28 protein-coding genes, 2 tRNA genes and 1 pseudogene are annotated in these 21,181 nt (G+C 30.8%); 14 read left to right on the top strand and 17 right to left on the bottom strand.

Annotated features, from left to right (window positions below):
* Positions 1–8: 8 nt before the first annotated feature.
* Positions 9–644, bottom strand: coding sequence for a class I SAM-dependent methyltransferase (locus BLS00_RS09300; protein WP_091405258.1), 636 nt, complete (start codon positions 642–644; stop codon positions 9–11).
* 136 nt (positions 645–780) lie between these two features.
* Between BLS00_RS09300 and BLS00_RS09295 the strand changes: the two genes are divergently transcribed.
* A tRNA-Asn gene (locus BLS00_RS09295) sits at positions 781–855 on the top strand.
* Between the two features lie 31 nt (positions 856–886).
* On the opposite strand, the gene BLS00_RS09290 is transcribed toward BLS00_RS09295, so the two are convergent.
* Together BLS00_RS09290 and BLS00_RS09285 are read right to left on the bottom strand one after the other, a co-directional pair.
* Complete coding sequence (locus BLS00_RS09290; protein WP_091405255.1) at positions 887–1,117, bottom strand: hypothetical protein; 231 nt, start codon at positions 1,115–1,117, stop codon at positions 887–889.
* A gap of 12 nt (positions 1,118–1,129) precedes the next feature.
* Positions 1,130–1,681, bottom strand: a complete 552-nt coding sequence (locus BLS00_RS09285) for a rubrerythrin family protein (RefSeq protein WP_091405253.1) — start codon at positions 1,679–1,681, stop codon at positions 1,130–1,132.
* 187 nt (positions 1,682–1,868) lie between these two features.
* On the opposite strand from BLS00_RS09285, the gene BLS00_RS09280 reads away from it, so the two are divergent.
* Both BLS00_RS09280 and trhA read left to right on the top strand, forming a co-directional pair.
* Positions 1,869–2,384: a GNAT family N-acetyltransferase gene (locus tag BLS00_RS09280; protein WP_091405250.1), complete on the top strand. Its 516-nt coding sequence runs from the start codon at positions 1,869–1,871 to the stop codon at positions 2,382–2,384.
* A gap of 32 nt (positions 2,385–2,416) precedes the next feature.
* On the top strand, positions 2,417–3,076 hold the full coding sequence (gene trhA / locus BLS00_RS09275) for a PAQR family membrane homeostasis protein TrhA (protein WP_091405246.1): 660 nt from the start codon (positions 2,417–2,419) through the stop codon (positions 3,074–3,076).
* A gap of 23 nt (positions 3,077–3,099) precedes the next feature.
* Here the strand turns inward: trhA and BLS00_RS09270 are convergent, their stop codons facing one another.
* The gene (locus tag BLS00_RS09270; RefSeq protein ID WP_091405245.1) at positions 3,100–3,453 is read right to left on the bottom strand and encodes a YbaN family protein; all 354 of its coding nucleotides are present in this window, start codon (positions 3,451–3,453) and stop codon (positions 3,100–3,102) included.
* Positions 3,454–3,617: 164 nt separating this feature from the next.
* Between BLS00_RS09270 and BLS00_RS09265 the strand changes: the two genes are divergently transcribed.
* A complete protein-coding gene (locus BLS00_RS09265; protein ID WP_091405242.1) occupies positions 3,618–4,580 on the top strand; it encodes a calcium/sodium antiporter in 963 nt (320 codons plus the stop codon).
* A 29-nt stretch (positions 4,581–4,609) separates the two neighbouring features.
* On the opposite strand, the gene BLS00_RS09260 is transcribed toward BLS00_RS09265, so the two are convergent.
* The 3 genes from BLS00_RS09260 to BLS00_RS09250 are packed head-to-tail and all read right to left on the bottom strand — an operon-like array spanning position 4,610 to position 7,812.
* A complete protein-coding gene (locus BLS00_RS09260) occupies positions 4,610–4,960 on the bottom strand; it encodes a DUF3147 family protein (RefSeq protein ID WP_091405240.1) in 351 nt (116 codons plus the stop codon).
* Positions 4,961–4,973: 13 nt separating this feature from the next.
* Positions 4,974–6,485 carry a sensor domain-containing diguanylate cyclase gene (locus BLS00_RS09255; protein WP_091405237.1) on the bottom strand — a complete coding sequence of 504 codons (1,512 nt, stop codon included), beginning with the start codon at positions 6,483–6,485 and terminating at the stop codon, positions 4,974–4,976.
* A gap of 46 nt (positions 6,486–6,531) precedes the next feature.
* Positions 6,532–7,812: an SLC13 family permease gene (locus tag BLS00_RS09250; RefSeq protein WP_091405234.1), complete on the bottom strand. Its 1,281-nt coding sequence runs from the start codon at positions 7,810–7,812 to the stop codon at positions 6,532–6,534.
* Between the two features lie 452 nt (positions 7,813–8,264).
* Between BLS00_RS09250 and ffh the strand changes: the two genes are divergently transcribed.
* Genes ffh through lepB form a run of 8 tightly spaced genes read left to right on the top strand, consistent with a single transcriptional unit; the run spans position 8,265 to position 13,336 of the window.
* Entirely contained in the window at positions 8,265–9,590 is a 1,326-nt protein-coding gene (ffh, locus tag BLS00_RS09245) for a signal recognition particle protein (protein WP_091405232.1), read from the top strand.
* Between the two features lie 38 nt (positions 9,591–9,628).
* Positions 9,629–9,928 carry a 30S ribosomal protein S16 gene (gene rpsP, locus BLS00_RS09240; protein WP_091405229.1) on the top strand — a complete coding sequence of 100 codons (300 nt, stop codon included), beginning with the start codon at positions 9,629–9,631 and terminating at the stop codon, positions 9,926–9,928.
* A complete protein-coding gene (locus BLS00_RS09235) occupies positions 9,925–10,155 on the top strand; it encodes a KH domain-containing protein (protein ID WP_091405226.1) in 231 nt (76 codons plus the stop codon). The genes rpsP and BLS00_RS09235 overlap by 4 nt, the downstream gene beginning before the upstream one ends.
* 5 nt (positions 10,156–10,160) lie before the next feature.
* Positions 10,161–10,694: a ribosome maturation factor RimM gene (rimM, locus tag BLS00_RS09230; protein ID WP_091405224.1), complete on the top strand. Its 534-nt coding sequence runs from the start codon at positions 10,161–10,163 to the stop codon at positions 10,692–10,694.
* A complete protein-coding gene (trmD, locus tag BLS00_RS09225; RefSeq protein WP_091405223.1) occupies positions 10,681–11,430 on the top strand; it encodes a tRNA (guanosine(37)-N1)-methyltransferase TrmD in 750 nt (249 codons plus the stop codon). Before rimM ends, trmD begins: the two co-directional genes overlap by 14 nt.
* Positions 11,420–11,986 (top strand): RNA methyltransferase, encoded by a 567-nt coding sequence (locus tag BLS00_RS09220; RefSeq protein WP_091405221.1) that lies wholly within the window; start codon positions 11,420–11,422, stop codon positions 11,984–11,986. The genes trmD and BLS00_RS09220 overlap by 11 nt, the downstream gene beginning before the upstream one ends.
* A 25-nt stretch (positions 11,987–12,011) precedes the next feature.
* Complete coding sequence (gene rplS / locus BLS00_RS09215; protein WP_091405220.1) at positions 12,012–12,359, top strand: 50S ribosomal protein L19; 348 nt, start codon at positions 12,012–12,014, stop codon at positions 12,357–12,359.
* A 5-nt stretch (positions 12,360–12,364) separates the two neighbouring features.
* On the top strand, positions 12,365–13,336 hold the full coding sequence (gene lepB, locus BLS00_RS09210) for a signal peptidase I (RefSeq protein WP_091405185.1): 972 nt from the start codon (positions 12,365–12,367) through the stop codon (positions 13,334–13,336).
* Between the two features lie 29 nt (positions 13,337–13,365).
* Here lepB and BLS00_RS09205 read toward each other — a convergent pair.
* A tRNA-Ser gene (locus tag BLS00_RS09205) sits at positions 13,366–13,452 on the bottom strand.
* Between the two features lie 45 nt (positions 13,453–13,497).
* Between BLS00_RS09205 and rsmG the strand changes: the two genes are divergently transcribed.
* Positions 13,498–14,220, top strand: a complete 723-nt coding sequence (gene rsmG / locus BLS00_RS09200; protein WP_167849049.1) for a 16S rRNA (guanine(527)-N(7))-methyltransferase RsmG — start codon at positions 13,498–13,500, stop codon at positions 14,218–14,220.
* Position 14,221: 1 nt separating this feature from the next.
* Positions 14,222–14,995: a lipoate--protein ligase family protein gene (locus tag BLS00_RS09195; protein ID WP_091405180.1), complete on the top strand. Its 774-nt coding sequence runs from the start codon at positions 14,222–14,224 to the stop codon at positions 14,993–14,995.
* Between the two features lie 93 nt (positions 14,996–15,088).
* Here the strand turns inward: BLS00_RS09195 and BLS00_RS09190 are convergent, their stop codons facing one another.
* The 9 genes and pseudogenes from BLS00_RS09190 to BLS00_RS10920 all read right to left on the bottom strand — a co-directional run.
* Positions 15,089–15,754 carry a DegV family protein gene (locus BLS00_RS09190; RefSeq protein WP_176759895.1) on the bottom strand — a complete coding sequence of 222 codons (666 nt, stop codon included), beginning with the start codon at positions 15,752–15,754 and terminating at the stop codon, positions 15,089–15,091.
* Positions 15,738–15,947, bottom strand: coding sequence for a DegV family protein (locus tag BLS00_RS10850; RefSeq protein ID WP_176759894.1), 210 nt, complete (start codon positions 15,945–15,947; stop codon positions 15,738–15,740). Before BLS00_RS10850 ends, BLS00_RS09190 begins: the two co-directional genes overlap by 17 nt.
* 124 nt (positions 15,948–16,071) lie before the next feature.
* Positions 16,072–16,638 carry an orotate phosphoribosyltransferase gene (gene pyrE, locus BLS00_RS09185; protein ID WP_091405175.1) on the bottom strand — a complete coding sequence of 189 codons (567 nt, stop codon included), beginning with the start codon at positions 16,636–16,638 and terminating at the stop codon, positions 16,072–16,074.
* Complete coding sequence (pyrF, locus tag BLS00_RS09180; protein WP_091405172.1) at positions 16,639–17,406, bottom strand: orotidine-5'-phosphate decarboxylase; 768 nt, start codon at positions 17,404–17,406, stop codon at positions 16,639–16,641.
* A complete protein-coding gene (locus tag BLS00_RS09175; RefSeq protein WP_091405169.1) occupies positions 17,396–18,238 on the bottom strand; it encodes a dihydroorotate dehydrogenase in 843 nt (280 codons plus the stop codon). Before BLS00_RS09175 ends, pyrF begins: the two co-directional genes overlap by 11 nt.
* Positions 18,235–18,924, bottom strand: coding sequence for an iron-sulfur cluster-binding protein (locus tag BLS00_RS09170; protein ID WP_091405166.1), 690 nt, complete (start codon positions 18,922–18,924; stop codon positions 18,235–18,237). Before BLS00_RS09170 ends, BLS00_RS09175 begins: the two co-directional genes overlap by 4 nt.
* Positions 18,921–20,201, bottom strand: coding sequence for a dihydroorotase (locus tag BLS00_RS09165; protein ID WP_091405164.1), 1,281 nt, complete (start codon positions 20,199–20,201; stop codon positions 18,921–18,923). The genes BLS00_RS09170 and BLS00_RS09165 overlap by 4 nt, the downstream gene beginning before the upstream one ends.
* Positions 20,198–20,830 (bottom strand): aspartate/ornithine carbamoyltransferase family protein, encoded by a 633-nt coding sequence (locus BLS00_RS09160; protein ID WP_176759893.1) that lies wholly within the window; start codon positions 20,828–20,830, stop codon positions 20,198–20,200. The genes BLS00_RS09165 and BLS00_RS09160 overlap by 4 nt, the downstream gene beginning before the upstream one ends.
* A 220-nt stretch (positions 20,831–21,050) precedes the next feature.
* A pseudogene (locus BLS00_RS10920) lies at positions 21,051–21,181 on the bottom strand (IS256 family transposase); the annotation flags it as partial.

Here is a 21,181-nt window from a genome sequence, read left to right as displayed (position 1 = left end):
AACCAGACTTAGTCTGGTTTTTTTAATAAAACATGTTTTGTTGAATTGTTAAAAAGAATTTCTAAATTAAATTCATCGGCAATATATTTAAAAGTATTTGTGTTATAAAAAAATACGTGAGTTGGATCGTCTTTGTAAAACCAGTTTTTGAAAACATCTTTTCCATCATGAAAATAGGTCATAACAGCTAAATATCCACCTTTTTTTATTTTTTTCAAAATCTTTTTTATGTTCTCTTTTGGATTGTGAAAATGTTCAAAAACCTCGGTACATGTTACCAAATCGTATTTTTTGGATTCGTCAATTTCAGGGTAAAAAACTGGGTCATAATAATCCACCTCAAAACCGTCTTTTTTTAGTAACTCGGCTAAAACAGGTCCAGGGCCACAGCCATAATCCAATACTGTGTTTATATCATCAGAAAATTTTCTAACAGTATCGTCCAAGAATCTTTGGAACATTTTTACATACCCTTTGTTTTCTATAGTATTGTTGTGTGTTGAATATCTTTGCTTTTCTTCTTCAACATCGAGATAATCTTCTTTGTCAACATATATCCCATCACAATTATCGCAATGATAAAAACTTCGGTTTTTATGGTTTAAAAATTTATCGTTTTTTGAATCACATAGCGGACATTTCATATTCTGATTCTCCTTTTAAAATTTTTTCTTCTTTTATATAATACCACTAATGCAATTATTACGTGGTGGATATATGAAAATTTAAAAAACTTGATTTTATTGGGGATTCGTGTTATAATCTATTTCAGGTATATATTCCGGCTTAGCTCAGCGGTAGAGCGGGTGGCTGTTAACCACTAGGTCGGGAGTTCAAATCTCTCAGCCGGAGCCAAAAAAAAGAGTCTGCTTTGCAGACTCTTTTTTTATATTTCTTTTTTCGTTTTTGCTTTTCTTTCATTTCCACGTTTAAAATTACCAGTTATTTTTGACAAAATAACCTGTTCTTCATCTTCATTCGCCAGTTCTAATTTCTCTATTAGAGATTTTGATTTTTTCCCATTTATGACCTTTACTTGCTTATCGTTGTAAAAGATCATAACCTTCCCTTCTTTTCCTAATTTATAGCTAAAAGGATAATCACTTAAACCACTCATTTCTCTCTCTCCTTATAAAAATATTTTTTCAAAATATCCTTTTGGATGTCCACAAGCTGGGCATAATTCTGGAGGTGTTTCCCCTTCTATTATATAACCACACTTTAAACATTTCCAAAAAATTTTCTCTTTATTTTTAAACATTTTATTTTCTTCTATCTGTGATAAAATCTTTTTCAACTGTGTTAACTTATATTCATGAGATTTTTTTATTGCTAAAAACTTAGCTGATGCTTTATTTTGATTTTCTTTATTCGCAACTTCTATAAAATCATCGTAAAGATATTCTATCTTCTCAATCTCGTTTATTAAGCTTTCAATATTCTCAACTGTACTATTTATTGGAATATGATCGTAATCAAAATCAACAGATATCTCTTTTGATTCAATTAGTCTCAAGAAGTTCTTTGCGTGTGATCTTTCATACAAAGCAAATTCTTCAAAAAGTTTTTGAACTGTTATCAAGCCTTCTTTTTTAGCTTGTGATGAAAAATAATCATAAAGATTTTGATTTTTCGACGAAAATAAAAATGCTTTAACAAGATTTTTTTGAGTAATGTTCATTTTATCGCCCCCATAATATTATATATTATTTTTCTATTTTTTTTCATTTTAAAAAATACCTCTCTAAAAATCCCACGATTATATTCTAATTATAATTAATGAATAATAAGCAAGCTTAAAAACCTTCCTTAATTTTGATTATTTTGTTATAATTTACTTTATATAAAAGAAAACGTGGAGGTCATAAATGAACTTAGTAGAGAACAAAAAAGTAAAACTAATATGTTTAGATTTTAAAGAGTGGAAAATGCTGCTAAAAAGTCCTGAGAAATTAGAAATAAAATATAATTTATCTCAAAGTAGAAATCAAGAATCAAAAATAATCCAAGAAGTTATGTTAGATATATTAGATAAAATCAATATGGGTTTAATGAACTACAAAGATCACACAACTTGTGCAATAGTTTATAACCCAGAGAATAGAATAGTGGGTACTATAAGTTTGAAAGGTAAAATGAATCAAAAAATTTTTTCTGATTATTATGAAATTGGTTATGGGATCAACAAAAATTATTGGAACTTGGGAATAATGACTAACGCTATTAATTTATTTCTAAAAATAATAAGAGAGAATTTGAATATAACTAAACTTATTGCCGAGACAGATATAGAAAATATTGGTTCACAAAAAGTATTAAGGAAGAATGATTTTAAAAAAGTTCAAGCAAAGAGAAATTCATTGTTCTTTATTTTAGAAAAATAATCAGAGTTTAAAATATATACGGAGGTGATCTGATGGCTGATAAAGAAAACATAGAAAAATATACAAAAAATGAAGAAATAGCAAACACCATAATTCATGGTATAGGCATATTATTGGCTATTGCTTCATTGGTTTTAATGGTAGTTTTTGCAGCTTTAAAAGGTACTGCCTGGCATGTTGTCGGGGCCACAGTTTTTGGTATTTCTTTAATAATTATGTATACCTTTTCTACTTTGTATCATGGTGTTAAAAATAGGCGAGCAAAAGACATTTTAGAAATTTGCGATCATTCTGCAATTTACTTTTTAATTGCTGGAACGTATACTCCTTTTACTTTGGTTACCTTAAGAGGTACTATGGGTTGGACACTATTTGGAATTACGTGGGGATTAGCCATTGTAGGAGTCATTTTCAAAATATTTTTTGTAAAAAAATTCATGTTTATTTCTACGCTTATATACATAGGAATGGGCTGGTTAGTTGTTATAGGATGGAATCAATTGGTTGAAAACCTACCTTTTTGGGGAATTTTTTGGTTAGTGCTCGGAGGAATTTTATACACTTTTGGAACTATTTTCTATGTTTGGAGAAAGATGAAATATCATCATGCATTGTGGCATGTATTTGTTTTAGCAGGAAGTATTTCACATGTTTTTTCAGTGCTTTTTTACGTTATTCCAATATTTAAATGATTTAAGAGCCCATTTGGGCTCTTTTACAATGTTTTTAACTTTAAAATATGAATAGTTACTATCGAAGCAATTATATATAGCATTATTCTACCTACCCATAACGGAATAAAAAATGATGAAAAAATTATAGACGTCCAAAGTAAACTCAAAGCCCATATTTTTATTCCTTTTCGAATTCCTTTTTCTTCTATATAATCTTTGACATATTTCCCAAAAACTCTATGATTCATCAACCAATAGTAGAAATGATCAGAACTCCTTAAAAAAAGCCATGCTGCTAACAACAAGAAAGGTGTTGTAGGTAAAATTGGTAAAAAAACACCTATTGCACCTAACCCTACCGAAATAAAACCTATCGCTATCATCAGATATTTCATAAAATCATCCTTTACACAATTATATAAAAAATTATATCAAAAAAAGGATGATTGACATAAACTTTTTCAATCTTTTTGAATTTTATATAAATTTTTCTACAAAATAATAAACAGTTAAATATGGTAATATATAATTAGTATAATAAATAGAGAGGATGATTTAATTGATACTGTCTTTAGTTTTTATAACAATAGGATTAGTTCTTTTGGCAAAAGGGGCAGACTATTTAATTGAAGGGGCCGTAGGACTTTCAAAAAGAGTAGGAGTTAGTGAGTTATTTACGGGCTTAACTTTAGTAGCTTTCGGTACATCGGCACCAGAGCTTTTTGTTGGTGTTTCTGCGACAATTCAAGGTTCTGGAATTGCAATGGGAAATGTCCTTGGTTCAAACGTTTCTAACGTAGCTTTGATCCTTGGATTAGCAATTTTAATAAAACCCGCACCAATCAATAAATCTACAATTAGTTATGAGATACCTTTTTTAATTCTCATATCAACAGTTATAACAGCCATGCTTTTTGAAAATCCAGCCATAACAATATGGGATGGAATTATTTTACTCACTTTTATGGTTATTTTCATAGCTTACCTCTACACAATGGCAAAAAGTGACAAAAAAATCAGAGAACAAATCCTTTCGGAAATAGACGAAGTGGAAGAAACAGATCATATGTCATGGGGTAAGATAGCATTTTTATCATTATTAGGTATTGGAATGCTCGCTGGTGGCGGAGAATTAACAGTAAGATACTCTATCGAATTTGCAAGAATATTAGGCATGTCAGAAGCGTTAATTTCCGTTACCATAGTTGCTTTTGGAACTTCACTCCCCGAATTGGTAACTGCAATTACAGCATCAAGGAAAAACACAAACGATATCTTGGTTGGAAATATTATAGGTTCTAACGTGTTCAACATATTAACGATTCTTGGTATTTCTTCTCTATTCGGAACAATATCTCCAGACAGGTCGTTAAGCTTTGACGCCATCTTTGGTGTGATTATAGTAGTTGGATTGTTAATTGGAATTTTATTAAATAAAAAAAGAAATGCAGGAAGACTTTTGGGGGCAATTTTAGTTTCATCATACATATTTTATATTGGGTATAATATATTTTTAGGTTAAAAAAATGTCACTCCTTATGGAGTGACATTTTATATTTGTATGTTGAATTTTGACAATAATCTTGCAAATATGAAGTAAAAAACTATTGTAGCAGAAGAAGATAAAACCATAGAAAGGAAAAAATTTAAATTGAATTTTGTTAAAAAAATTGGCAACAAAATAAAAAATAACAGCGAAGGTATGACAAACCAAAAAATATTCCATGAAAGATTTGCAATTTTTGAAATATCGTGGGTATCGTTGTACAGCCAAATAATTGCTATAATAGACGTTAAAGGCAAAGAAGCTATTAAAGCCCCAAAGGCTGTGAATCTTTTCGAAGCTTCTGATATGGCAAATATCAATAATGCCGAAATAACAATTTTAATAAAATACCTCAAGAAAAACCCTCCATTATTCAGTGTATATTTTATTCTTACCTTCTGTTTTAGATTTATAAAGTAGTTCGTCGGCATGTTTAATCAAATCTTCTTTGTTATCGTAGAACGATAAACCTCCACTAACGGTAATTTTTATATCTTTTGGCCATATTGTTCTTTCAATATTTTCTCTGATATTCTCTGAAAGCTTTTGTATAATTTCTTTGTCCTTACCTCTAAAGATAACAAGAAATTCCTCTCCTCCATATCTTAATGCAGTATCTTCATTCCTTACATTTGAATATATCATATAACCAATTTTTTTCAAAACAAAATCACCAAAATTATGCCCAAACTTATCATTAGCTACCTTAAAGTCGTCTATATCAAGCATTAATATAGAATAATCTTCGTTGTTTTTCTTTAGATCTTCCAGTTGTCTGGATAAATATCTTCTATTGTACAAGTTGGTTAAAGGATCAATTATCGTTTCTTGGTTTAAGGAATTAATCTTTCCTATCACGTCTGAAAAATTGGCATAGAGATCTTCAATTTCTTTTGTCTTTCTCCCTTTCATGTCCAAATTGTAATTCCCTTTTTTTAAGTTTAAAAGAGAATAAGATATGTTGTTAAAATGGTAAAAAATATTGTTGGTTATTATATGTTGAATTATCAAAAAAAGCATTATTGCAAAAACCACCAAATACATTATTTCAGATCTCACTGGTTCTATTATCCCTTCGAGGGTTTTGTCGGGGATTTTCACAACAACTTTCCAACCTGTTTTTTCTATGGTATTAAAAGCATAATAAATTCCATTCTCAACAGAGAAAACCCCAGAATCTTTTTTGTAAATGTTTTCTATTAAATTTTGATTATTGAGTTTTGTCCATACTCTGGAATATTGAGGATGAGCTATTATTTCCCCATTTTTATCCAAAATAAAAACTTCAGCGCCCTCACCTACGTTTATTTTGTCTAACATATTGGAAAGATTTTCTAAAGTAAGATCTATTGCTCCTATGCCGATAACATCACCTTTACTATCTCGATATAGTCTAGCAGCAGTTACAACAAGAGACTTAGTTACCGCTTCTTCATAAGGCTGTGTCCAAGATATTTCAAAAGGATTTGAATAAGCGTTGATATACCAAGGTCGCTCTGTAATTTCATAACCAGGTGGTTCGATCCATCTTGGAACAACGTATAATCTATCGTATTTGGTAGCAAAATACACATACCAAGCATCATCATTTATCTTTCTATAAGTTTCCCATTTGCTTATCAAATCAGAGTACTCAAATACGTTATAAAAATCATTAATAGTGATATCCTCAAACAGATAGTTAAAATCTTTTTCAGTGTTATATATATACTCTTCAATATATAATTCACTGATATTGTTCACTATTTTTTGAGATTCCATCTTCATTTTTTCGTCTGCTGTTCTTATAACCCCATGATAATAAAAATAAATCATAAGCATAAAAGGTATCAAAAGCAAAAATACGTTTAACCTTATCTTATTCTTAAGCGATATATTCATATAATCTCCCCATAATAATGGTATCAATAAGATTATACACTAAATTTTAAGAGAAAAAATAATAAAATGTAATCAAATACCCCGACCCTAAAATCATAGGTACCAAGACAAATTTATAAGTCATTTTTATATATTGAGTAAATCCGTAGCTTGAGCCAGTTTGTTTTTCTATTAATGATAGCCCCACTATATTCTGAACAGCTCCCAAAGGTGTCAAGTTAGTACCCAAATTAGCTCCTATTGCGAAAGCAAACCAAAGCTCATAAGGTGCACCATTTGAAATCAACAACGATATAACAGGAGCCATTATAAGAGCTCCAGGAACAGCACTTAAAAATGGAGTTATCAAAGCTCCAAGCCACATAAATACAAGCATCAATATCAAAGGGTTGTCATTTAACGGCATAAAAACATTTGAAATCAGTTCAATTACTCCTATCTTTTCCAAGGAATAAGTAAGAATAAACAAGCCTGCATAAAAAAACATAGTATTCCAATCTATTTTTTTAGCCATCTTCTCAAAATCCCTGTTGGAAAGAAGCATCAATAACAAAGCTCCACTCATAGCTATCAAAGCAAGATCTATATTTATGACCGTATGTAACATGAACCCTATCAAAACTATCAAAAATATAACCACAGATTTGATCATAAGATTTTTATCTTGAATTGCTTTATATGGATCCATTTTCATCAAACCTTGCAACCTTTTATTTAATAATTTTATATCAAACTTATTTTGACTCTTAAACATAAAAAATGATGAAACGAAAGATATCATAGATATTGGAAGCATAGTCAACAAGAACCTGTTGAAGTCTAAATTACCTATGGATCCCAGTACAATGTTCAAAGGGCTACCAATTAAAGTACTCATTCCACCGATATTATCTACAATTATTGTAAAAATCATCAAAGGGGCAGGATTTATTTTAACCGTGTCTGCAATTAAAAATATTATTGGAGCAATCAGAAGTATAGTTACCAAATTGTCTAAAAAAGCTGAAAAAAATATTACTACTATCATCAACAAAAACATAACCATCCAAAATCTCGCCTTGCTTATTTTGATCACATTTATAGCTATAAAAGTGAAAAAACCTGTTTCCTTCATTATTTCTACAATGATCATCATACCAAGTAATATACCTAAAGTTTCAAAGCTAACAATTTCTCCAGCGTTTTCAAAGGTTAACCCCGCTACAGGCTTTAATATAAAAAGTATTGTTGCAAGAAAAAAAGTCATTATGGCCTTGTTTACTTTTTTTGAAAAAATAATAAAGTAATAGGCTAAAACTGTCACTGCCAAAACTATCAATGCATCCATTTTGTAGCCCCCAATCAAAATTTCTAATATATATAATAACGCTTTTTCAAAATTCCTTAGTTAAAATATTATTAAAAATTTCGAGAATTATTAATTTTAGTGGATAGATTCTGTTTATTCTTGATAAATGTCACTTAAGTCTCTCTTAGTTAAATTTAGTCGATTTATTTGCATAGAGTTATAAACCTTGCTTTGTTAATTGATTGCATGTAAATGGGTTAATCTCAGTAAATTTTCTGTTAATTGATTTGTTAACAAAACTTTTAAAACCTTTTATATTTAAATATTGTGATATTTTTCTCTTTATTTTTTGGGTTATTTCGTTAACCTATCGGTAACTGTATTGGTACATTAATGTATCTATAAACACAAATATTTTTCCTTGTATTTACTTAAATTAATTCATTTTATAGTATACTTTTTAGGGATTATTTCACGAGAGGTGAAAACATATGTTTGAAAATATTCAGAAAAAGTTGTCTTTAGCAGTAAAGAATTTAGCCGGTAAAGGTAAAATAACAGAAAAAAATATACAAGATGCCGTAAGGCAGGTAAAAATGTCTTTGCTTGAGGCAGATGTGAATTATAAGGTAGTGAAAGATTTTATTTCAAAAGTTAAAGAACAGGCCTTGGGTAAAGCCGTTTTAGAAAGTCTATCTCCAGATCAAGAGTTTATAAGAGTTGTTAAAAACAATCTTGTTGAACTTATGGGTGGAGAAAAACCAGAAAAAATTATTGTGTCAAGAAATCCTGGATTTATTATGATGGCTGGGTTACAAGGCAGTGGTAAAACTACAACATCCGCTAAACTTGCGAACATGTATCAAAAAGATGGTAAGAAGCCTCTTTTAATAGCCGCAGATACATACAGGCCTGCAGCTATTGACCAGTTGGAACAACTCGGTGAACAAATCGGCGTTCCTGTTTTTACTGGTGATAGAAAAAATGCCGTAAAGATAGTAAAAGAAGGGAAAAAATACGCTGAAAAATTATTGCACGATATAGTAATAGTAGATACAGCTGGAAGGCTTCACATTGATGAAAAGATGATGGATGAACTCGACCAGATCAAAGAATTAATAAACCCCGAAGAAATTCTTATGGTAGTAGATGCAATGATGGGTCAAGATGCGGTAAATTCTGCAAAAGAATTCAACAGCAGATTAGAACTTACTGGTCTTATTGTTACCAAATTAGATGGTGACTCTCGTGGAGGAGTTATTATTTCTACAAGGCAGGTAACACAAAAACCAATTAAAATGGTTGGTGTTGGAGAGAAGATCGAAGACATTGAACCTTTTTATGCAGACAGATACGCTAGCAGAATCCTTGGTATGGGAGATGTTCTATCTTTAATTGAAAAAGCTGAGAAAGACATTGACCAAAAGCAAGCTGAAGAAGACGCCAAAAAAATGATGGAAGGTAAGTTTGATTTAGATGATTTCCTAAAACAAATAAAACAAATTAGAAAGATGGGGCCTTTAGGAAAAATTCTTGAAATGGTTCCAGGGATGCCGAAAGAAAATGTTGACCTTTCAAAAGGCGAGTCAGAAATGAACAAAATGGAAGCGATAATAAGCTCAATGACTTTGAAAGAAAGAAGACATCCAAGAATTTTGAATTATTCCAGAAAACAGAGGATTTCCAAAGGTAGTGGTACTACCTTACAAGATATAAATAGGCTTTTAAAACAATACGAACAACTTAAAAAAGCTATGAAACAGTTTAACAAAATGGGTAAGAAAAAGTTTTTAGGTAAAATGCCATTTAAAATGTAATTAGTTATTATAAAAAAATCAGGAGGTGTACATTTAGTATGGTAAAAATAAGATTAAACAGAATGGGTAGAAGACATCAACCTTTTTACAGAATTGTGGTGGTGGATTCAAGAGTTAAAAGAAGTGGTAAATACATCGAATCATTAGGCTATTACAACCCTATAGATGACAACGATCCTTACAAGTTGGATACAGAAAAAGCTTTAGAGTGGTTATTAAAAGGTGCTCAACCAACAAAAACCGCAAAAAATATTTTATCAAAAGCCGGAGTAATGGAAAAATTCGATAAAACAAAATATGAAGCAAGAAAGGCCAGAAAAGAGGAAAATAATCAATGAAAGAATTGCTTGAAAGCATTCTAAAAAAAATCGTTAAGCACCCCAGCGATGTTGCAATAGCAGAATTCGAAGAAGATGGAAATGTTATTTTTGAAATTGTTGTTCATTCTGACGACGTAGGTCAAATAATCGGCAAAGACGGAAGAACTATCAAATCTATCAATACTATTTTAAATGCTGCAAAAGGGGAGAATGACAAAAAGTTTGTTCTTAAAGTTATAAGGTGATTTAGATGAAAAGATTAGAAAATCTGTTAGATGACAAAATTTCCATAGGAAGAATAATAAATAATCATGGATTAGACGGGCTTGTAAAATTTATGCCATTTACCAATATTGGTGAAATGGTTTTCGGATTAGATGAAATAACCCTTTATAATCCAGAAAACAAAGAATTCTTTATGTCAAGAGTTGAAGAAGTAAAACCTTTAAACAGATTTTTTGTATTAAAGTTGAGTGGTTTAAAATCTATTGAAGATGCCAAGAAAATGATGGGATTTCAAATCTACGTTCCATATGAAGATTTACCAGAGCTTGGTGAAGACGAATACTACATGTTCCAATTGATGAATTCTAAAGTTTATTATGAAGATGGAGAATATATAGGTGTTGTTGAAGATGTCATGGAAACTGGTTCAAATGATGTTATACAAATAAAGGGCGAAGAAGAAGTTTTAATTCCGCTGATAAAAGATTATATAGTTAATTTAGACTTAGATAATAAAAAAATTGTTACAAAAAGAATTGAGTATTATGAAGAAGATTGACATAGTTTCTATTTTTCCAGAATTTGTTGAACAATATTTTTCCTTTGGTGTGATAGAAAAAGCTCTTAAAAAAAACGTTGTTGAAATAAAAAGTGTTGATTTGAGAAACTATACTCATGACAAACACAAGGTAACCGACAAACCAGGTTATGGTGGAAACTCAGGAATGGTTATGATACCACAACCTTTTTACGAATATTATGATGAATACAAAAAAAGGGAAAACAAAAAACCTTTTGTGATAATGCCATCACCTCAAGGGATTAAGTTTGACAATGAAGTATCTAAATCACTTTCCAAAAAGGACAATTTAATTTTCTTTTGTGGAAGGTACGAGGGAATAGACAAAAGAGTTTATGATCTTGTAGATTTAGAGGTGTCTGTTGGAGACTTTGTTCTAACGGGTGGAGAACTTCCAACTCTTTTAATTGTAGATTCTCTGTTGAGATTTGTTCCAGATGTAGTTGGGAACAAAGAAAGCGTAAAAAAAGATTCTTTTTACAATGGGCTGTTAGATTATGACCATTACACTCGACCAGCAGAATTTAGAAACAAAGAGGTTCCAGAAGTTTTATTAAGTGGAGATCACAAAAAAATAAAGCGATTTCAAGAAAAGCAATCTTTAATAAACACAGCCATAAAAAGGCCAGATCTCTTTTTAAAAAAAGAATTCAATGAGCATGAAAAAAAAATAATTCTTGAAATAATACAGGAGATGCAAAATAATGCTGAATAAATTATATGTTGGTTTAGTTCACTATCCTGTGCTGGGGAGAGAAGGTCAAATTATTTCGACTGCTGTTACAAATTTTGATGTACACGATATTTCAAGAACATGTAGAACTTACAATATAAAAAAATTCTTTTTAATTTCAAATTTACCAGCACAAAGAAAGATAGTAAACAAGGTTATAGACTACTGGAGAGATGGTTTTGGCAGCGGATATAACCCAAACAGAAAAGATGCTCTTTCAGTATTTGAACTAAAATCATACATGGAAGATGCCATAGAAGAAATTGAAAAAATTGAAGGACAAAAACCATTGATAGTTTTCACTTCGGCAAAACCACGCGATAAAGAGATATCTTTTGAAGAAATGAGTGAAGAAATAGAAAAAAGGCAAGAACCAATTCTCATACTATACGGAACGGGATGGGGAATGCCTGAAGAAATAAGAAAAATTTGTGATTACGATTTAGCACCAATTAGAGGAAAATTTGATTTCAACCATCTATCTGTAAGAGCTGCTGTTGCAATTTCTTTGGATAGATTAATAGGAGAAAAAATATAATATAAAATATAGGAGGGATAACAAAATGGATTCCTTAATAAGATCAGTAGAAAGTAATTTTATGAGAGACGATATGCCTGAATTCAGACCAGGTGACACACTAAGAGTTTGGGTGAAAGTTATCGAAGCAGGAAGAGAAAGACAACAAGCATACGAAGGTATTGTTATCAAAATAAGAGGTGGAGGTATGGGAAAAACTTTCACTGTTAGAAAAATTGGAGCAGACAGAATCGGAGTAGAAAGAGTATTTCCGTTCAATTCACCACAAATTACAAAAGTTGAAGTAGTTAGAAAAGGTAAAGTAAGAAGAGCTAAATTATATTACTTAAGAAATGTGAGAGGTAAAATAAGAATTAAACAAAGAAGGGACTGAGCCCTTTGAAAAAAGAAGTCAAGGATAAAATAAAATATGAAACCTTGGATTGGATTAAAGCTATTATATATGCCGTAATATTTGGTACAATTATAAGACTCTTTGTATTTGAGACAATGATGGTTCCAACTCCTTCTATGGTCCCAGCCATAAAGGAACAGGACCGTATGTTTGTTGAAAAAATCACTTACTCTTTTGAAGAACCTGATACTGGCGATATTGTTGTTTTTTGGACTCCGTTCATAGACAACTTGAACACTGGTAGACTCAGGTTCTTTGATAGATTTATGGATTTTTTTTCTTCAGATCAGTTTGATGGTCATGTGAAATATGTTAAAAGGCTTGTTGGAAAGCCTGGAGATATTATCACTCTGAAAAACGTTCCTGATTCTTTCTGGGATGGTATAGAAAAAAATGGAGCAGATGATTTGCCTTATTGGGTAAAAAACCTTGTAAATTACTATGAAGAAGTAAAATACATTCCAACCAGAATAAAAGAACAGGTAATGCAAGTTCAGATAAATGGTGAAACGCCAGAAGAATTCAAAAATATTTATTACACAAAAGACGCTGTCTTTGATGATGATGATTTTTGGAAATATATGGCTTATCCTGATAAATACTCAAGAGAAATATATAATTCTGATATGAGCATGGTTTATAAAGGAAATTTTCAGAACGAAACAATTATTCAAAATGTTGATCTAGCATTGAATTTTTTCAAAAGTTATAACAATGCTTTTGCTTATTCTCAAACGTATGAAGAATTATATTCAGATATAGATTTGGACGAATATGTCTATACAGAAAATGGGCAAGTTCATATAAAAGTTCCAGAAGGATTTTACTATTTTATGGGTGACAACTCAATGGAAAGTTTAGATTCAAGATTTTTTGGATTTGTACCAAAAGAAAATATAATAGGAGCTTTATTTTTAAGAATTTATCCTTTTGATAGATTTGGAAAAATAAATTAAAAAACCGCCTTTTCAGGCGGTTTTTACTATGGCGGAGACGGTGGGACTCGAACCCACACGGGGCAGAACCCCATCGGTTTTCAAGACCGACGCCTTGCCAATTAGACTACGTCTCCAGCTCAAAGCCATAAAGATTTTATCATAAAAGGAGTATGTTGTCAATGAATATTGAGGATTCTTTTGTAAAAGTTATGGAAAAATATTCACTTCAATTTGAAAATGAGGTTAAAAATAAGCTAATAAAGTATATTGATATGCTTTTGAACTACCCTGTAAACTTAACTGCTATTAAAAACTACGAAGATGCATTTGAAAACCATCTTGTAGATGTTATTTTACCCTTAAAAAAACTTGATTTGCTAAAAAATATTAATCACCTGGTAGATGTTGGGAGTGGTGGTGGAATCCCTGGAGTTGTTTGGTCTATTCTTTATCCAGAGATAAAAATTAACCTCGTTGAGAGTGTAGGTAAAAAAGCAAAAGCTCTTGAATACTTCAAAAGTGAATTAAAATTAAAAAGTATATTTGTCCATAACAAAAGAATAGAAGAATTTGGACAGAAAAACAGAAACAAATTCGACATAGCAACATGTAGAGCTCTTGCGAGAACTGATATAGCGCTTGAATACACCATTCCACTTATAAACAAAGAAGGAAGAGTATTACTTTTCAAAGGGAAAAACTATGAAGACGAAAAACCTTATGAAAAAAGAGCGCTTGAAATTCTCAATTCTTCTATACAAAATATTTATGATTATACATACTCAACAGAAAAAGAAGAAAAACAAAGGGTAATCATAGTGTATAATAAAAAAGAAAATAATATAAAAGATTTCCCAAGAAGTAATGGTGTCCCTTCAAAAAAACCTCTAGGAGAGATGTAAATTGATAAGACTCATATTAGATAGCTACCACATGGGAGAATGGAACATGGCTAACGATTTAGCTATTGCTGAAGAAATTGGAAATAGTAACTCTCCAACTACTATTAAAGTTTATGGATGGTCCATACCCACTTTATCTTTGGGGAAACACCAGAAAGAATCATCAATAGACAAAGAATTTTTGAAAACTCACAAATTTGGGCTGGTAAGAAGGCCAACTGGTGGAAGAGCTGTATTTCACAACAAAGAAATAACCTATCTTTTTGCAATTTCTTCAAAAGATAAGAGGCTGCCAAAAAACGTGATTCAAAGTTATATGAAGATTTCTGATGGATTAACAATGACTTTAAAATCTCTTGGAGTCAATTGCGATGTTCAAAAAAATAAAAAAAAGGCTATAAGCAGGGATATTTGTTACGACTCGCCATCTTTGTATGAAGTCACAATAAATGGTAAAAAACTTATAGGTTCAGCTCAATACAGAAATGAAAAATTCGTACTCCAACATGGTTCAATACCAAATAAATTCGATTATAGAAACTATGTTGATTCGTTTAAAATTAAAAACAAAAAACAGATGATTTCTCATTTAGAAAACAATGTAACCGACATTCAGGAATATTTGGGAAGAAGCATATCTTATGAAGAATTTGCTGATGAAGTAAAAAATAGTTTTTCTAAAGTATTTGATGAAGAAGTTGAATATGGAGAAATAACTGAAAAAGAAATAAAATTGACCAAAAAATACTTAGAAAATTTTAAAATAGAATTATAAAAAGTTATTACAGTTCAAAAGTAAATTTTGCAAACCAAGACTTGAACTAAAAGCAAAGCCCTGAGTATTAAACTCAGGGCTTGTTTATTTATCTTATTTTTTTATTACAGCCATTCCAATTAACCCATTACCTGTATGAACAATCATTGTAGGACTTATTTTCCCTTCAAAGAAATGAAGTGATTTGTTCATCAAATCGCCTAGATTCTTTTTTAGTCCTTCGACAAGTTTCAATGTTTCAGGTTCATCTCCTGAATGGTATACCGCCAACGAGTGAACTTCATCGCCATTAACAAATTCCATAGCTTTATCGAACATGGATTTGATTGCTTTTTTCATACCTCTAGATTTAGAAACTGTTTCATAAATACCGTCAAAATTACAAGTTATAACTGGTTTTATGTTCAATATTTCTCCAATTGTACCAGAAACTTTTCCTATTCTTCCTCCAGCTTTCAAAAATTTCAAAGTTGGTATTGAAAACAATACTTTAGATTTTTCAACCTTTGATATCTCTTCTACAATCTCATCAAATGATTTTCCTTCATTAATCATATCTATTGTTTTTACAACCATTAGCCCAGCACCAATAGAAATATTTTTTGAATCAATAGTTTTTATTTTTACATCATGCTTTTTTTCTATATCTTTTGCGACATTGTTGAAAATATTGAAAGTTCCTGAAAGACCAGATGAAATATTTATACTTATTATTTCATCGCATCCTTTTTCAACAAGTCTTTCAAAAAGCAGCTTCAATGTCTGGAAACTTTGGCAAAGATGTTTTTGGAAAGTCATGCTCCATAAAAGCAAAAAGCTTTTCTTCTGAAAGTTCATCGTCTTTATATGAGTCTTCTCCCAAAAATACCCTAAGAGTAACATTCTCAATCCTATCAAATTTTAAATATTCCTCTGGAGTATTTGTTGCAGAATCTGTAATTATTCCTATCATAGTAATTCCCCTCCGTTCAATATTATCTGATTATCAATAAACTTTTATTAGTGCTTATACGTTTAACAGATGTTTTAATTGTATCAGTATAATAATAAAGGAATCTTAATAGAAAATGAAGATGTTAAATATTTCTACTACCAGGTTTTGTTATGTCTACACCATTTTTACACATTGGACATTCTTCTGGTTTATAAATTTGTGGATTTATACTTAGCAAATATTTTACCCCTACATCTTTGATTTCTTCTATATTTCCCCTATTAACTATACACCCTAACGAATAAATTATACCATGATTTTTCTCTACAAGCTCAATCACTTCTTTAGTAGATTTCCCGGTGGTAATAACATCTTCTATTATAGCAACTTTTGCGTTTTTTTCAATATTAAAATTTCTTTTTATAATCATATCTCCATTTTCATCTCTTTCTGTGAAAATAAAATCAACTCCCAGAGCTTTTGCAACTTCGTGTCCTATTATAACTCCCCCCATTGCAGGAGATACTACTAATTCTATATCATTTGGTAATTTTTTTGCTATTTCTTTCCCCAATGTTTCAGCATTCTTTGGGTTTTTCAACACACTCGCACATTGAACATATTTATCTGAATGGTTACCAGAAGAAAGCTTGAAGTGTCCTTCCAATATTGCACCTGATTCTTTTAGCATATCTAATATATTTTGCATTTAGAGACCTCCGTTTATATTATTTTTCAATTCAATTACCGATTTTTTAGGATCTTCTGAGAAAATTACTCCCCTTGAAGAGTTTATAACAAACTCTTTGTCTTTTACTTGTTCTAAAACCTTTTTTAAGTCCCCACCTTGTGCGCCAATTCCAGGTATAAGATAAATCATATTTTCGTTAATTTTATTTATTTCTTTGAACTTGTCATTTGTTGCACCAACGACTATTCCAACTTGATTTTCAAATTCTTTATTCAAAACTTGGCTGAAATTAGTTAGATCAATATATAAATCATTTTTCATTATAAAATCACTTGCAGATGGGTTAGAAGTTAATACAAGAATAAAAACATGAACCTTTTTCTCAAGATATGGTGTGATAGAATCTCTCCCCATCAAAGGATTAAGAGTCACTGAATCAGCTTGTAATTTATCCACAAAATAATCTGCATAAGCTTTTGCAGTGTTTAAAATATCCGACCTTTTAACATCCAAGATTATAGGTATCTCTGTATTTTCTTTTATGTAATTAACTGTATCTTCCATAGCCTTCATTCCTTCAACTCCAGCCTTTTCATAAAAAGCAGAATTAAGCTTGTAACAACAAACATGTTTGTTTGTTTTTTCAACTATATCTTTGTTAAAGTCATAAATTCTTTTATATAAATCTTTTTCTTCATTACTTATTTTTTTATAATCAGAGTCCAGTCCAACACAAACATGAGAATTATTTTTTTCTTTTATTTTCAAATATTTTTTATAAAACATATTTTTCCTCCCACTCATTTTTTAAACTTATAGGTAATTCGGGGTCCATCATAACAGCTGTTCCGATTCCAAAATAATCTGCTCCAGCGTATTTAAACTCCAAAACATCATCAGAATCAAATATACCCCCGTTCCCAATTATGCTTGCTTCTGGATAATTTTGTTTTACTGTATAAACCATTGCAAGTGCGAAAGGTTTTATTACGCTCCCGCTTACACCGCCTATCCCTCTTTTTAGTAAAGGTTTCCCCGTTTCAAGATCAAATCTCATACCTTTTAAAGTGTTAATGAGAGTGAAATTCTTTACGTCTTCATTTATAGCTATCTCAACTAACTTGAGTATTCTATCAGAATAACCAAGCTTTATTATAATAGGCTTTTCGGTAGATTCTTTTGATATTTTTATACATTTTTTGTATAAGTCGAAGTTTTGTGTTATCGTTGCTCCACCTTTATTAACATTAGGACATGAAAAATTCAACTCATAAGCATCTATATTAAAATCATCTATTTTTTTTATCATCATTTGAAAATCTTCTGGAGAATATCCTGCAATAGAGATGATCTTTTTAGTCTTGTATTTTTCTATTTCAGGTAATTCTTTTTCTACAAATTCATCTATACCAGGATTTTGAAGCCCTATGGAGTTTATAAATCCATTTTCTATATTCACTATTCTTGGTACAGGGTTACCCTCTTTTGGTTCTGGTGTTATTGTTTTTGTAGTTATAGCACCCATTTCGTTTAAATCTATTATTTTAGATAGTTCTTGGAAATTTCCAGAAGGACCTGAACTTAGGATAAATGGATTTTTTATATCTTCAAAAATCATAAAATCACCTCAGATAATTTAAAGAGTGGCCCATCTTTACAAACCATCTTTATCCCATTTATTGTTTTAACGGGGCATCCTTTACACATACCAATTCCACACCCCATATTTTCTTCCAAAGAAACATAAGAATTTTTATCCATAGTTTTTAATGCTTTGAACATTCCCTTTGGTCCACAACTTATGATATTTTCAAAATCATTTTCTTTTAACCAATCTATTGGCGTCTTTTTTTCTATATTTTCAAAAATCAATTTATACTCTGGAACAACGTTCTCAACAAAGCTGTTTTTAAAACCAATCTTTATATTTTCTACCATATTTGGATAGTTTTTTTCAAAATGGAGCAAGGGTGCAGCTCCGCAGCCGCCCCCTAACAAAACATATTTTTTATTTTTATCTATCTTTTCTATAAACCCATGTCCGTATGGACCTCTCAGATAAATATTTTCATGTATATTTTTTTGAGATAATTTTTTTGTGAAATCACCGATTATTTTTATGATAAATTCTATTTCTTTTCCATCCTGACTCATTATTGAAAAAGGTTTTGCCATATTTTTATCCATATCATTTTTGAGCATCAAAAATTGACCTGGTTCTATATGGATATTTTCATTCATTTCAACTTTCAAATACATATATTCATTTTTAATTTGTTTTTCTAATATTTTTCCTTTGATCATTTGATCAACTCTTTTTCCTGGTACTTAATTTCCCCATTTACAAATACCTTCTCAACAACCCCAGGCATAAAAGTATTTAAAAAAGGTGTATTTTTACCTTTTGATTTTAGAGTACTTTCTGTTATTTCCCATTCTCTATCTACATCAACTATAACTATATCTGCATTGTATCCTTCTTTTATATCCCCTATATTTTCAAGTCTGAATATATTAGCTGGGTTGTAAGTAACTTTTTCTATCAAATCTTTCAACTCTATTTTTTGTTCTTTTGAAAGCTTTATTATTCCAGACAAAAGAGTCTCTACTCCGCTAATACCAGTTGGAGCTGTTTCAAACTCAACTTCTTTTTCGTATTTTGCATATGGAGCATGATCTGATACGATCATGTTTATTGTGTTATCTCTTATAGCTTCTATTAATGCTTTTTGAGATTTTTTATCTGGTAACGGTGGGTTTATCTTTGTATCAGTAGAATAATTCTCACAAGCTTCTTCGTTTAGTAAAAGGTGGTTGTGAGTAACTTCTGAAGTTACTTTTAAGTCTTGCATCTTTGCATATTTTAACAAGTCCACTGTTTGAGAAGTTGATACGTGGGCAATGTGTACATGTGCTCCAGTGTATTTTGAAATTTCTATATCTCTTGCAACCATAATGGATTCCGCTATTTCTGGTATTCCATAAACTCCTATTTTGCAAGAAGCCTCCCCTTCTCTCATGTTCCCTTTAGCAAGCTCTGGAACTTCAGCGTGGTTAATCAAAGGCTTCTTTGTCATCAAAGAATATTGAGCCGCTCTGTACATTATGTTTGGGTCATAAACTGGTGCTCCATCGTCTGAAAAAGCTATTGCACCTTTATCGGTCATCCCCTGCATACCAGCAAGTTCTTTCCCTTCTCTTCCTTTTGTGATAGCTCCAATAGGTAATATATTTATGAGATCAAGTTCTTTTGATTTATTTTGTATATATTCAATCATTATAGAATTGTCTATTGCAGGTTTTGTATTAGGCATCATTCCAACCGTTGTAACCCCACCATGTAACGCAGCCAAAGAACCTGTTTCCAAAGTTTCTCTGTGGTCGAACCCTGGTTGCCTGAAATGGACATGCATGTCTATCAACCCTGGAACCAAAGTCTTATTATCTGCATAGATAATTTCATCTGCATCAACATCTATATATTTATCTATCTTTAAAATTTTGTTGCCTTCTATCAAAACATCGTAAATTCCATTTGTGCTGTGAGAAACTATATTTGCATTCTTAATAAGTTTAATCACAAAGAATCACCACCTAACAAATGTTTTATAAGTGCGATTCTTGTAATTACTCCATTTTGTACTTGATCTAATATTTTTGAATAAGGTTTATCTGCAATGTCTCCAGAAAGCTCTACCCCTCTGTTAATTGGTCCTGGGTGCATGAGAATTGCATCTTTATTTGCAAGAGTTTCAAACATATCTTCTTTAATTCCAAAATATTTGTTATATTCTTTTAGTGAAGGGAACAATCCTTGAGATTGTCTTTCAAGCTGCATTCTTAAACCCATCACAACATCTGCATCTTTAATGGCTTCTTTAAGGTCATGAGTATATTTAATCGGTAAAGTCCTTATCTCTCTTGGTGAAAGTGTTGTTGGAGAGCATATAGCCACATCAGCTCCAAGCATATTCAAGAGTTTGATGTTCGATCTAACAACTCTTGAGTGATAAAAGTCTCCAATAATAGATACCTTTAAACCTTTAAAACTATTAAAATTTTCATACATTGTGAATGCGTCAAGTATTGCTTGTGTAGGGTGGGCATGTAATCCGTCACCAGCATTTATTATACTTGCATCTGAGTATTTTCTTATAAATGCGGGTGTACCTGGTTCTTTATGTCTAACTACGAAGAGATCGATTTTCATCGATTTCATTGTAAGAGTCTGTAAAATAAATTGTGTAAAAACACCAAATTGGTAGTAAAAAACAAATGAAAAATGACAAAAAACGTCCCAACAAAAAATTAAAACAAGAAACTACTAAAATTATAACTCTAAAACTCATAAAAAATACACAAAGCAAAATGATAGTATATTAACAGTGAAAACTGCTTAGAATAAGTATTATTAAGTTTTTAGATTAGGATTAGAAGATATAGTCTTTAAGTCTATCTTCGAAAACAATGGACAGTTCAGCTATAATGAGGTTCCAATTATTGTATCTGGCTGTCCATTTTTTTGTGGCTTTTTGAGTAGCAAGATACAGCATTTTCATTA

Source organism: Geotoga petraea, from assembly GCF_900102615.1.
Lineage (GTDB): Bacteria > Thermotogota > Thermotogae > Petrotogales > Petrotogaceae > Geotoga > Geotoga petraea.
The sequence above is the reverse complement of the archived record's forward strand: the minus strand, read 5'-3'. Positions and strand labels throughout refer to the sequence as shown.